Annotated in this window: 10 protein-coding genes; 4 read left to right on the top strand and 6 right to left on the bottom strand. The window is 40.4% G+C overall.

Translation table 11 applies throughout. The annotated features are described in order from the left end of the window. Positions 1-20: 20 nt before the first annotated feature. A complete protein-coding gene (locus ACTWP7_RS09320) occupies positions 21-3,296 on the bottom strand; it encodes an FN3 associated domain-containing protein (protein WP_443122958.1) in 3,276 nt (1,091 codons plus the stop codon). Between the two features lie 241 nt (positions 3,297-3,537). On the opposite strand from ACTWP7_RS09320, the gene ACTWP7_RS09315 reads away from it, so the two are divergent. Then, positions 3,538-4,575, top strand: coding sequence for an LCP family protein (locus ACTWP7_RS09315; RefSeq protein ID WP_443122957.1), 1,038 nt, complete (start codon positions 3,538-3,540; stop codon positions 4,573-4,575). 109 nt (positions 4,576-4,684) lie between these two features. Here ACTWP7_RS09315 and ACTWP7_RS09310 read toward each other — a convergent pair whose 3' ends face one another. From ACTWP7_RS09310 to ACTWP7_RS09300, 3 genes are all read right to left on the bottom strand, one after another. Beyond that, positions 4,685-4,948 carry a hypothetical protein gene (locus ACTWP7_RS09310; RefSeq protein ID WP_041601400.1) on the bottom strand — a complete coding sequence of 88 codons (264 nt, stop codon included), beginning with the start codon at positions 4,946-4,948 and terminating at the stop codon, positions 4,685-4,687. Positions 4,949-5,091: 143 nt separating this feature from the next. Next, complete coding sequence (locus tag ACTWP7_RS09305; RefSeq protein WP_443122956.1) at positions 5,092-5,595, bottom strand: hypothetical protein; 504 nt, start codon at positions 5,593-5,595, stop codon at positions 5,092-5,094. Positions 5,596-5,691: 96 nt separating this feature from the next. Further along, positions 5,692-5,967, bottom strand: a complete 276-nt coding sequence (locus ACTWP7_RS09300; protein WP_443122955.1) for a YkvS family protein — start codon at positions 5,965-5,967, stop codon at positions 5,692-5,694. A 301-nt stretch (positions 5,968-6,268) separates the two neighbouring features. On the opposite strand from ACTWP7_RS09300, the gene ACTWP7_RS09295 reads away from it, so the two are divergent. From ACTWP7_RS09295 to ACTWP7_RS09285, 3 genes are all read left to right on the top strand, one after another. Next, positions 6,269-9,034, top strand: coding sequence for an alpha-amylase family glycosyl hydrolase (locus tag ACTWP7_RS09295; RefSeq protein ID WP_443122954.1), 2,766 nt, complete (start codon positions 6,269-6,271; stop codon positions 9,032-9,034). 256 nt (positions 9,035-9,290) lie between these two features. Beyond that, positions 9,291-9,494 carry a hypothetical protein gene (locus ACTWP7_RS09290; protein ID WP_443122953.1) on the top strand — a complete coding sequence of 68 codons (204 nt, stop codon included), beginning with the start codon at positions 9,291-9,293 and terminating at the stop codon, positions 9,492-9,494. A gap of 116 nt (positions 9,495-9,610) precedes the next feature. Next, positions 9,611-11,056, top strand: a complete 1,446-nt coding sequence (locus tag ACTWP7_RS09285) for an S-layer homology domain-containing protein (RefSeq protein WP_443122952.1) — start codon at positions 9,611-9,613, stop codon at positions 11,054-11,056. A gap of 136 nt (positions 11,057-11,192) precedes the next feature. Here the strand turns inward: ACTWP7_RS09285 and ACTWP7_RS09280 are convergent, their stop codons facing one another. Both ACTWP7_RS09280 and ACTWP7_RS09275 read right to left on the bottom strand, forming a co-directional pair. After that, positions 11,193-12,485, bottom strand: a complete 1,293-nt coding sequence (locus ACTWP7_RS09280) for a glycosyltransferase family 2 protein (protein ID WP_443122951.1) — start codon at positions 12,483-12,485, stop codon at positions 11,193-11,195. Beyond that, entirely contained in the window at positions 12,482-13,249 is a 768-nt protein-coding gene (locus ACTWP7_RS09275; protein WP_443122950.1) for a hypothetical protein, read from the bottom strand. Before ACTWP7_RS09275 ends, ACTWP7_RS09280 begins: the two co-directional genes overlap by 4 nt. Positions 13,250-13,399 lie beyond the last annotated feature (150 nt).

Here is a 13,399-nt window from a genome sequence, read left to right as displayed (position 1 = left end):
CCGGGGATTTCTTTTTTTATTTAGTTAAAATAGCTGCTGAAGTATTTATTCCAAACACTATAGATCCAGCTTTTAACCCACGTGTACTTATCTTCTTTTTCCTGTCCTTTGTCTTTGTTACCTTCATCATCTTTGTCTTTATGATCTTTATCGCCGCTGTCTTTGTCATTATTTTTTTTGTTTTCATTTCCTTTATCTTTATCTTTGTCTTTGTTGCCATTATTCTTAATCATGATCTGAGCTAGTACCGGATCATGGTCACTCGCACGGCCATCAGCTTCTGAGAAGTCAGAGTTAATATTTATCGTCTGAACTTTCGTCTGCTTAGCAAGATTGTTGCTCACAAGAATGTGATCAAGCACTTGAGAATTCCCTTGATAAATATAGGTGTACTGCTCTTCTGTCGGAAGAGATTCGATCATGTTGGTTAAAATGTCACCTTCCAGTGTATTAATCGGAGCGGAGAACTGAAAATCATTTAAATCCCCAAGAACGACGACATTCGAATCATCCATCTCACTTTCAACTTTTTGAACAAAGTTGTTAATTACAGTGGCTTGCTGGATTCGCTGCTCTTCACTGCCCAGCTCGATCGGCTGATCAGCGCCAAACAGGCCATCATCTCCACCTTTGGAATTGAAATGATTGGCTACCACGACCACTTTTTCTCCATTAAATTCGAATTCAGCCGCTAATGGTTTGCGAGAATCGTAAAAGGCATCATTCGTTGGATCAACACGGCCTGGGTTCAAGGTCAGACCATCTTCGTTCACATCTACGCCGGTTACCGCATCCCCATCTGGCTTGTCGGTCAGCTTCACGCGATCCGGGTTGTAAATGAATCCAACGCGTATGTTTCCTCCCGGCTGACCTCCGTCCGTTTTATCTAGGGGAGCAATGTCTGTGAACTCATACTTCGGTCCACCCGCTTCTGCGATTGCATCAATTAATTTCTGGTAACTTTCATTCGCTTCTACTGTCCCATCATCAGTCGGACCGTTATTGTCTTGAACTTCAATTAAACCTACCACATCAGGCATATTTAGATTTTGAATAATAGATTCCGCAATCTTTTCAACTTTTTCAGGAGAAGTGTCTGCAGAGAAGTTCTCGACGTTGTAGCTCGCTACAGTCATTTTTTTCTTAAGAGCTTTCAAATCCGCAGTTTCTCGTTCTGTCCCCCCGTCATTAATTTCCGGGAATTCTCCAGTTGGACGGATCTTGTAGTTGCTATAGTCGTAATTGACTACTCCGGTGATAGACTCCTCAAAATAATCACCTGTTTTCGCATTAATATCTACTCCGTCAACATCGATCAGCACACGTTCAGGGTTGTAGTCGTCTGGGGAAATGAGCAGCCCCTCTGCACGGGTAAACAATTGATCTTCGCTCGTTTCTACATACACTGGAAGCTCCTCATATTTAACCGGACCGGATACTTTTGCATCTGGAAGTCCAATTAACATTCCTTCCAGGCTCTCATAGAAATCAATGCCGTCTTCTGCCGGATCAAAGGACTCGAGACCATCATCTTCAATATTTTCTGTAGGCTGTTCACGGTCTTCACCAATCACTACAGGATCTGGAATATCTGCTCCAGTAGATGTCACATCAACAGTGGAAGCACTAATCTGAGTAGTCAGCAGATCGTTTGCATCTGAATATCCATCTTCCCGCCACTCCGTAACTTCTCCGGTCGTCGTTACGACATCACCAACAGCAACATTAGAAGAACGCTTGTAAACGTAAATCCCCTCAGACGTAGCTATGTCTTCATCTGGATCAAGACTTTGCATGTAAAAACCATTGCTGCCATCAAGCTTCGTGACTACACCTTCGACATTTTTTACGACTTCGCCTTCATAAGGAGAAGTATGCGAAGCTCCCTGTATATCATGGATTTCAAGGGAGTCAGCAGCTTTTAGAGCCGTATAAGAAAACGTAGAAACCTTGCTCACTTCTCCATTTTCACGGACAGCTGCAGCTTTGATCGTAGTATCCTCCGTGATTGTTATCGGTTCTGTGTATTCTTTACTTTCAGCTGTAGGCTCACTTCCATCCGTGGTATAATGAATCGTCACACCTGGCTCAGCGGCACTGAGAGTAATTTCTGTCCCTGTAATTACTGAACCGGATTCTTTATTTGCTGTGACAGCGAAGGCTTCTTGCACGATATCAGATTTTGAACGAGGAACCAGCTTATAATTATTGTAGCTATAATTCACGACACCCTTAACCTGCTCGTAGGTCTCACCAACCTTAAGAAGACTCTCTTCAGCCGGGGTGATTAGGAATGTTCCTTCAGCTCCTTGCGCTGTAAAATCTCCATATTCATCCACATCGGTGATTTCTACATTATTCACTTCTACGAATTCGCCTTCAATGGCTTCTCCTTGATCACCAGAAAATTGGGGTGCCGTTACTTTCTCAGGTTCAGGAACACCCGCATCCTCTTCTGTAACTTCGACAGCGGCTGAAGAGGTTTGAATTTGCTCCATTCCATAATAATCACCTAGTTCCCCTGAAGCTGTGACCTGATCACCAACCTGTGCGGTAATCCCGGGAGCTCGAACAATGATGCCTGCTGACTCGTCTTGTATGTATAAGTTCGTTTGTCCCCCAGATTCAAACGCTGCCGTAGCAATTCCCTGTACACTTACAGTGGAACCTTTTTCACTTTGACGAGCCTCAGCAATAGATACTGTCTCTACGGGAGTGGCCGGAGTGTCATTAACTTCGTAAGAACCCAGATAATCAAATGTATCTTTGGCATAGCTGTCCCACTCGGCTGAAACGTCGTAATCGTCCGTTGGATCTTTGTCTCCCGAGGTTATGGAAGCTTTTCTAACCAGTGTGACGTCTTTAGCAAAATCGCTACCATTACCAACTTGCCCAAATGAATCGATAATTTCTCCGTCTTTTTTCAACACGAGAGGATCGTTTCCGTTGAAGCTCACAATGCCATCAATTAAGTCGGCTTTGTCTATAATATCCTGGGCCGCCTGGCTGTCTGCAATGACGAATGTTTCACCGCTTGCTAATGTTCCTTCAAGTTCCTGAGTCTGAGAAGCTTCAGCGGCTTCATTGGAATAGAGTTCAAGCGTATAACCCGATAAATCAATAGCACTTCCTGTACCATTATAAAGTTCAAGCGCTTTATTATAACTTGATCCTTCCACATATTCAGAAATAAACAAGTCCGCAGGTGCTTCCGCTGCCTTAACGTCAGACATCGGAATCGCTGTAGAACTTAACGTCAGTACCGTTACTAAACATCCAGCAACTACTTTTTTCACTGATAACGCCTCCCTGGAAATTTATGCCGTGTTGGCCAATACTCTTCCAGTATAAAATATCCAGCCTCCAAAATATGTTGTAATTTTGTAAAATTAGATAATTAATTCCAATGTATCAGGATAAAATAACTAATTATGACAAATAATTTACACATTGTCGGACGATAGAAGTGTGCCTTTGGGGTGTTTTCATATATGATAAAATATAAATTTGAGAGGTTAGAAGAATGAGGTGTGTTCGATGAATTCCAGAAAAGTTCGTATTCGCAAAAGAAAAAGAAAGAAGAAAATCAGGCGCATAAGTGTATTCCTTTTGATGCTGGCCGTTCTTGCCGGGGGCACGTTTTATTACGTATCCCAGGTCTATACAGCATCTTTCCAGGCTTTAGATAGAGGAGAAAAATCTGATCTTCGAGAGGAAGCTGTAAACATTGGAGATGACCCCATCTCTATACTTTTAATGGGGGTAGAGGATTATTCAACAGACGGTGCAGCAGGCCGGGCAGACACACAAATTGTGATGACGCTGGACCCTAAAACAAATCAGATTACCATGACCAGTCTTCCAAGGGATACAGAAATTACGCTCCCAGAAGAAAAAGTCGGCGAGAAGTATTCAGGAGAGCATAAGTTAAATGCCACCTACTCTATCGGAGAAATTTCAGGTTATGGATCTGAAAAACTTGCAGTAGAAACCGTGGAAAACTATCTCGACATTCCTATAGATAAATTTGCGACCGTCAATTTTGAAGGATTCATGGAAGTCGTGAATTTACTAAACGGGGTAACCGTAGATGTAAAAGAGGGCTTCTGGGAACGAAGCAGCCAGGATTACAATAAAAAGATTGAGTTTGAAGAAGGTCCGACAGCAATGAACGGCGAAGAGGCTTTAGCTTTTGTTAGAATGAGGAAAAGAGAAGCAGCCCTTACTTATCCTCGAGAAGAACGCCAGCGCCAATTTATCCAAGCTGCAATCGACGAAGCGATCTCTGCGGGCACCATTTTTAAAGCCGGTGAAATTGCGGATGTTATCGGGAAGAACATCACTACAAATCTATCGCCCAGAGAGATTTATGCATTACAGAAAGCCTTTTCTTCCGAAAATTCGGACGTAAAGTCATTTACAATCGAAGGGGAAAACAAACGCCTCGAAAATGGACTCTATTATTTTGTTCCGGATGAAGAAAGCTTGCAGGATGTTGAAACCAAGTTGAAGCAGGAACTTGATCTGCCTGGTGCTTCAGTTTCAGTATCTCAAGAGGACTCATCATCTGAGTGAGTGTAATAGGGAAATTGACGCCCCGTTCGGTCATCGAACGGGGCGTTTATACTATTCCTATTAAAAAAGGATCTCCTCACTGGAGATCCTTTTCTTAAACATAAACGCGCTAAGAGCCCGTGGGCTTAAAAACAAGCACGCCATAGACTCTTTCGAAGGTGTATGGACCATCATACTCGATCAGGGGCACAACATCTTCATTTTGAATGCTGATTTTACTAATCGTCGGCTTCGACACCATAATGCGTTGAAATGTATCTTCCGTTAACTGTCGGGAAGGTTCGACAACAATCGTTCGATCAATCCGTACACAATAACGGCCTAAAATGTGTAATTCTTCTCTGTCTAAATATAGTTTTGATAATTGTGCCAATCCACTTCATCCTCTCTGTGTTCTATAAGAAGTGTTTAGCACATCACCCTATCCCTGTATCCATAATATAATAAAATTTCTATAATTTGAAAAGTCTTTATAGGTAAAATAAGACACGAGAACTACAAAATTCGATTTTTTTCTCAGAAAGACTCCTTTACTTCAGCTAAGAGGTTCGCACGCCACTGTTTCTTCTTCTGTCTATATTCTTCTTTTAAGTCCGTCGCTTTTTCTGCACCAATGTGTTTTTTGACACTTTCATGAATGGTTTGAAAACCTTCATCTGTACTCGCTTCCAGACGATCGGCTGCTGAATTATACTTGCTGAAAAAATAACTGAAGGAAATGTCTTCACCATTCTGCTTTTTAGTCACATATTCTTTTTGGGCTTCTGTAACGATTTCATCCATTCTTCTTTCGGCTTCATCAATGAGTTGTTCATATGAAGTTTCATAGGATGCAATTCGTTCAGCAGGATTCATTTTTCCTTCAGCACTATCATCTGGCAGGATAATTTCGTATGTTTCATCTGCTAACTGATCAACTTCCTCATCAGCTGTATCATGTGACTGCATGAAGAACACATATGTAAAATATCCGCCTATCGCTATTACAACTACCATGAAAAGCAAAAGAATTTTTTTCATATTGAAGCCATTTCCTCCACTCTATTTTCTCTTACAGAGTATAGCACAGAAAAGCCCTCTTCTGCGTTTTCACGCAGAAGAGGGCTGATTATATTTTTATTCTTCTATAATACGATAGTTGGTATGAGCTACAACCGTTCTATCATATTCAAAATCAATTTCATCTAAATTGTCCATAATTGTTAGATCCACAATTACAGAACGCTGGCATTGACTAGGAATCACTTTTCCCGTAAAAGTAATATCGTTTCTTTCAAAACTGACTACTTGTCCGGGAGTCGCGATTTTATCATCAGGTTGTATCATAATCTCTACCCTTTCTCTATCTTTTTTTAATGAACCGATTTTACATAAAATTGACAAACAATTCAAATAAAATCATTTACAGAATATGTTACTTTATTCGACAAATAATTACAAGTCAAACGTTATTGTTTTTGTGAAATATCTATTACAAATTTTGAAGTGTTGCTAATAGTCAAGAAGACCATGGTAAGTCAGACAGAATTAAACGAATGTACCTCTTTTAAATTTACTTTTATATCCACCTCAGGTCATCCAGTTATTGGAATTCTATACAAATTGGTGTAGTCTATTCGTACCATGGACACTTGACGGTATATAGTATATTATGAAAACGGTTTCAACATTATTAGGAAAGAGGGGAAATAATTTGAAGAAATTTTATTGGTTCATCGGTATAGTCTTTTTCTTATTGTCATTTGCGCAACCGTTTGCACTGAACGCTTTTGCTGATGACAAAGTCTATGATACGGTCGTACTCCGAGGAAGCGCTACTTCTCTTGACTGGAGTTCTAATGATCACCCGCTGGCTTATGATTCAGAAGAAGGCGTGTGGAAAAGTGATCCTGTCGCACTAGAAGGCGGAAATGAAGTCGAATTTAAATACGTATATGACGGAAGCTGGATGCAAGGAGCCAACTTAACTTATACGCCGCCTCAAGATGGTGATTATACGTTTGTTTTTTATCCCGAAAATGAACGTACAGTTGACGTACGTTCAGCAAACACGTCTTCTGGAAGTGTAACGTTAGAGTTAACTGTACCTGAGGCGACTCCAGATTGGGTGGTGCCTACCCTTGCTTCTAATATGAATGACTTCAATTATAAGGTAAGCCCCCTCAGTAAAGTTGACGAACGTACTTATCAAATTCGAGTGAATGGAGAATCCGGAGAAACACTATCCTACTTCTACAGTTTAGGCGGCGAGCCTTATAAAGAAGTGCGCGAAGAACCCCGTTCAGTTGTGTTTACAGAAGATACTCACGTTCAAAAAGATACCGTTACAGAATGGGAAACAATCCCCGTAGCCCAGGATGTTACGCACGACTTCAACCATAAGCCTTATACACCTGACAAAAAAGATAACGTAGCCGTAGAAGTAACGGTAGATCATTATGGACCGATTGATGAAGGATCTGTCTACTATACGACAGACGGGTCCAGCCCTGTTGGAAAAAGAGGAGAAGTCGAGAACGGAAAAACAGCTGACCTTCAAGTAACCGAAACCACAACGCAGAATAACGGTTTAAAAACTTCTATCCTTACAGGGACAATACCGAACCAAAAAAATGAAACACGGGTTAAGTATAAAACTGATGTGTGGAATTCTGAGAGTGAAGGCTCACAATTCGCCGATAACAATGCACTCACGTCAGAGAATGCCACAGAATTTGCTTATTATGTAGAGGATTATCAATCGCCGGATTGGGCGAAAGAAGCGATCATATATCAAGTCTTTGTAGACCGCTTCCGTGATGGCACTGATAGCAACAATACACCCGTGGACCCTTCACTTCCTTACGACGAACAACTTAAAGGTTGGATGGGCGGCGACCTTCAGGGAGTATTAGAAAAGCTGGATTACATCGATAGTCTGGGTGTAAACACCATCTGGATTTCTCCAATTTACGAAGGTCCTTACTCTCATGGTTATCATCCAGCAGATTTTATGAATATTGACCCACGCTTCGGAAGCAACGAATTAATGAAAGAACTGGTGAAAAAAGCACATAAACGTAATATTAAAGTTGTTTTTGATTTAGTTCCGAATCATACATCAAATCAGCATCCATTCTTCCAGGATGCAGTGGAAAAAGGAGAAGACAGCCCTTACTATGATTGGTACTCATTCACTAACTGGCCAAACGAATATGATACATTCTATGATGTTCAGGAATTGCCTGAACTTAACAATGACAATCCAGAAACCAGAGAATATATGTTAGATGAAGTTGTTCCATTCTGGATGGAAGAGATTGGGGTAGATGGTTTCCGGCTGGATTATGCTAAAGGCCCGAGCCAGAGCTTCTGGGTTGACTTTCGTCATAAAGTAAAGGAATTGGATTCGAACGCTTTTATTTTCGGTGAAGTATGGGATAATCTCGATAAGATTACATCCTATACAGGAAAACTGGACGGTGCTATCGATTTTGAAACTCAGTCCGCCATCCAGAATGCTTTTATTAAGGATGGCAGCATGAACCAGTTGGCTTCTTCCTTAACAACGATTCATGATGCCTATAGTGAAGAATTTGTACCAGCTACTTTCTTAGACAGTCATGATGTACCGCGCTTCTTATATGAAGCAGACGGCAACACGCAGACTCTGAAAAATGCTGCATCTCTGCAATTCACACTGCCCGGAGCTCCGGTCATTTACTACGGTGACGAAGTAGGACTTTCACAGAGCGGCGATCATAATGCCGTTGATGAATGGAAGGATCGCTATTACCGTGAAATGATGCCTTGGAAACCGTCGGAACAGGATCAGGATGTGAAAGCTCATTATAAAAAGCTCATTGATATTCGACAGGAACATGAAGCATTGACCGATGGCGACCTGGAAATGGTTTATTCCGATGATGATCTTCTTGTATTCGAAAGAAAGCTTCCTCAAGATCAGGTCGTTGTCGTCATCAATAAAGGAGAGAGTCAACGCCAGTTTGATCTTATTGATCTGTACAACCAGAAAACACCGAATCGTGTTAAGCTGACCTCATTAACAGATGGTAAAAAACTGAAGAGTCACAAGGGTTCGCTTGAATTGAAGAGTGAGGCTCATTCTGTTTCCATCTATGAAGTCAAAGGAAAGCTCCGCTTGGAGACACCTGACGAGTATAAGAAGTATTCAAAAGTGGCTATACGGGGATCTGAACCGCTTGACTGGGAATCCGATGCCAATTTGTTATCCTATGATGACAGTGAGCATGTCTGGAAAAGTGACCCCATCCAGTTAAAGGCGGATGAAACCATCGAATTTAAATATGTACGAGATGGAGAATGGCTGGAAGGGGACAATCTAACATTCACTCCCGAAATGGACGGAGACTATATATTCATATTCAATCCTCAAGATCAATATCGGATAACCGTCCTCCCTTATTCTGAGTCAGCTAATCTCGGAAAAGCTTCATAAGAAAAAAGCCTGCCGCATGCGGCGAGGCCACTGAAAAATTGAAGATTTATAATAGGTAGAATCCAAAATGCGGATGGTATGGAATGTTCTTCTATACCATCCACATTTATTCTATTATCATGAGGCTTGTCCTCTCTAATCCTTCATTAGTTTCCTGATTCATTTCACATTCGCTGTAAAAATCGCCATGACGCCCCGAAGGTGCATGCCTTCAAGACCCGAAGATGGTCCACATTGATTCCACGATGAGCGTTCGATGGTGACGCCTGCAGGAACAGCGCGAGCCGAAGATCCACTTGGTCAAGTGATTTTCTTGACCAAATTAGCTGAGGCCGTGCCCGCGGCAAGCATCCATCGACAAGCGATTCGGGAGAATCAACAAGAACCTTTAACCAATTCTCGTGATAGAAAGGAGTTTTTCAGTGTCCTCCCATGCAGCAGGCTTTTTCATATCTATTAAACTATTGCTTTTCCTTCGCTAATATATTATATTACCATTTGTACCCAATTGGGTATGTTAACGCTTCGCTAACCGCACCCCCTGCCACGTTTATCCCTACATACAGGAGGACCACTATGAAAAAACACCTATTGCTCAGTCACCTTATATTTCTAACCATCTACATGTTTATATCCGCTTTCCCAGTAACAGCTTCAGCAAGTTTTACTGATATAGAAGAACATTGGGCTTATGACGAAATTAACTATCTTACCGATCACGAGCTATTAAATGGGTATCCGGATGGTACATTTAGACCCAGCCAATCTATCACACGGGCAGAGGCTTCTAAAGTCATTGCCAATCAGTTGGGATTGAAATCGACGAACTCCTCCGCTTTTCCAGATACAAGCGGTCATTGGGCAGAATCTTATATTAACGCCATTGCGGAACGTGATATTATTATCGGATTTGATGATGGAGAGTTCAAACCCAATCATACCCTACGAAGATCCGAACTGGCTGTTATCCTTACACGGGCGTATCAATTGGAAGGAAGCAGTTCTTCCACGTTCTCTGATTTATCTAAAAATCACTGGGCTTTTCCTCACGTAAGCGCGCTTTTGACCAATCATATTACAACCGGATATGAAGACGGGACCTTCCGCCCATCCCGAGATGTATCCAGAGCTGAATTCTCAAGCTTTTTAGCACGAATTTTGGATGACCGTTTTAAAGTCAATGCTGAGAGTAATGAACAAAGGATTCCTGTGCTCATGTATCACAGTTTGTCCAAGAACCCTGCAGATTGGAACTCGGTTACCATATCACCAGCCAAATTTTATGAGGAAATGTTATATTTAAAAGCATTGGATATGACTACAATTAGTTCTCAGCAATTAATCGATGCAAAAAACGGGAAAGCTGAACTACCCAAGAATCCCGTGATGGTTACGTTTGATGATGGTTACCGTAACAACTACCAATATGCCTATCCTGTGCTTGAGAAGCTCGAGATGCAAGCCGTCATTTCTATTATTGGATGGAGTGTAGGGCGTACGACTGATTTAGGCGATGAGCTTGATATCACTCCTCATTTCACATGGGCCGAGGCAAAAGAAATGGTAGACAGCGGTCATGTGGATATCCAAAGTCATTCGTTCAATCTTCATAATCCAGGTACTTCGGATAGCTATGCAAAAGGAACACTTCCACGTGAGGGAGAGAGGACAGAGGAACACGCTGAGCGTTTTAAAAAGGATACGATGAAAATCCACCAGCTAATTGAAGAAAACTTGGGGTATGAACCGGAGTTGTTCACCTACCCTTATGGCGTTTATAACCAAACTACAGAAAACGTTCTGAAAGAATTGGGTTACCAAGCAACGCTTACAACTCGTTCCGGGATATCTGATTTAAATAACGGTTTATTCCGTATGAAACGAATAAATTCTCCTGACTATCTGCCAAGTTATCAGCTGATGGATAAAATTGTTCCAGAAGGTGTGCACGTTCCTTTTAGAACAGTTCCAACACGTGAAGCTCGGATCGCTAAACTGGAAGATTATTTAGGTATGAAGTAAATAAAAAAGACTAGGAAATAAATATTTAATTACTGTTAAAGATCAATTATGAAATAATTAAACGCTTGAAATCAGATTTTAAAAAACTGTATTCAAGCGTTTAATTCTTTTGGATAGCGTTTTGTCCGAGTCTCTTTTATTTAAATCGAGTAGTCTTATCCCAGCCAATAACCTGCTGTTTTTTCTTTGCTTTCATGTAAGATATAAGACTTCTTACGAATAAATAAGAAAACAACTGAGCATAAGTAAAATACATAATAAAGCTGGTAAAAATATTCCTAGGGGTAAAGCTGTTCTCAGCAGCTTGAGCGCTCATTAACTGAGTCGTATATATAATATAGGATACGTACCAAATAAACATTAACGGAATTGTATAACTTATGTAAAGCAAATCAAACACTCCTAGCACAAACCATACATACGAGAGCACTAAAAAGAACCAAAACACCACATATACCATCAGCTGATGAATAGAATGGACCATCATTTTACCTTTAAAATAACCAGGAACAGTTAGGGTTTTTTCAACAATATAAAGGTTTCCCTGGAGCCACCTTGTCCTCTGCTTGATATACACTTGCATCGTTTCAGGTTCCTGTTCCCAGGTTACAGACTGAGGCACAATGGGGAGAAAGAAGCCCTGTTGAGTAATTCTCAAAGTTAATTCAGCATCCTCTGCGATAGCGTAGGGATCATATCCTCCTAGTTCTTGTATTACTTTTCTTTTCACTAGCATGTTCGTTCCTGTTAGAGATCCTGTTCGAAACAGGTGCCATCTGCCAGCCTGCATGAGTAATTGGAAAACTTGAAACTCGATAGATATCATTCGAGTCAGAAAGTTTTTCCTTTCATTTAATGTACGAACATATCCTACCGCACCGGCAGCATTTGTGTAACTATGAGCCATTTCAACTAACTGCACCAGTGCTTCTTCTTCAGGTTGATTGTCCGCATCGTAGACGCAGAAATATTCTCCGTTAGAAATCTGCAGTCCATAGTTCAGCACTCTGGACTTTCCTTTAGGTTCACCTGGTGGGACAAGTATATGATGGACGCGGTGATAGGTTTCATCGTATTCTCCTGCAATATCAGAGGTATCATCCTTTGAATTATCATTAAGTACGTATATATTAAGTTCTCCAGGGTAATGAAGCTTTACCATGGCATCAAGCGTTTCTTTAAGAACAACACCTTCGTTATGAGCAGGAATCAGTATATCAACACTTGGATATTTCTCAAGATAAATAGACTTTTGTTCTTTTGTACGATAATACAAGCCCGCGTTCGTTAGCAAAGTGTAGTACACCATTAAAATTAAAAATAAAACAGTTGTGAATAGCAATAAATTTTTCATAGTTATTAAGTCAAAGAAAACAGCAATAATTATCACAATACTGGCAAACACCATGCTAATTAACACTTTTCTCATATCTGCGGACCTTCTTTGGAGGCTGGAAAATCTATGTATCCGATTCCTTCAGTATTCCATTGTAGCTTATCAAAAGCTTCGGGAGTATAAATGATTTTTAATCGAGAGATAATTCTATTTTTTACAATCTCCAAACCATCTTCATCTGTGTTTTGTAAAAGACATACAATGACTTGATCATCATATTTTCCCACAATATCAAAATGTTTTCTGACCGATTCATAAATTACATTGGAAACTTTTACAAAACTGGTTTGCTTAACCCGACGGGGCAGCTTTTCAATTCCTATATATAGAAGGAATCCTTTTTCTTTCTTGCGATCCATGGAAGTTACGATGATTTCTTTTTGTTTTTCAAACTCGCGTTTTGATAGTAATTTGGTATCTGCAATATACTCTTCCAGTTCGATTACACGGCTCAGTAATTGTTTATTATCTCTTGATAAAGAAGTACTCCACTTTGCCAACACATAAACGGACCATAGATTAACCAGAACAAGCGCATGAAGTATTACCCACTCTATTTGAGTATAAGAATTCCATTTTAATACAAAAGCCATACCTAAGATAGTTAACGAAGAAATAACCGTAAAAGCGATAAAAAGAAGAAAAGTTGTTTTTTCACTCATTACTAAAAATAAAATAGGAGGAACTAAAAAAATCAATATCCACACAGGATCCGTAACAGGATTTAAGGTATTGTACAAGAAGAGGAAACTGAATACCCAAAGTATAAACGCAATACTAATACTTCGTCTTACCAATTATATAACCCCCTTATTAATTGTTCATTATAATGTATATATGATACCTTTGGAACCTATAAAATTACCTAATCAGCATATTACGTATAGGTATAAAGATTTATACATAAAAAAACGACATCGAAGGTGTCGTTTTAAAATTTGCCCTGC

Source organism: Halobacillus sp. B29 (assembly GCF_052246755.1).
In the GTDB taxonomy this organism is placed as follows: Bacteria; Bacillota; Bacilli; order Bacillales; family Halobacillaceae; genus Halobacillus; species Halobacillus halophilus.
The sequence above is the reverse complement of the archived record's forward strand: the minus strand, read 5'-3'. Positions and strand labels throughout refer to the sequence as shown.

What these genes read in the sequence shown, in the direction of transcription:
- ACTWP7_RS09315 (WP_443122957.1), top strand. Translation starts at nt 3,538, where the DNA reads ATGAATTCCAGAAAAGTTCGTATTCGCAAAAGAAAAAGAAAGAAGAAA.
- ACTWP7_RS09305 (WP_443122956.1), bottom strand. Translation starts at nt 5,595, where the DNA reads ATGAAAAAAATTCTTTTGCTTTTCATGGTAGTTGTAATAGCGATAGGC.
- ACTWP7_RS09290 (WP_443122953.1), top strand. Translation starts at nt 9,291, where the DNA reads ATGGTGACGCCTGCAGGAACAGCGCGAGCCGAAGATCCACTTGGTCAA.
- ACTWP7_RS09285 (WP_443122952.1), top strand. Translation starts at nt 9,611, where the DNA reads ATGAAAAAACACCTATTGCTCAGTCACCTTATATTTCTAACCATCTAC.
- ACTWP7_RS09280 (WP_443122951.1), bottom strand. Translation starts at nt 12,485, where the DNA reads ATGAGAAAAGTGTTAATTAGCATGGTGTTTGCCAGTATTGTGATAATT.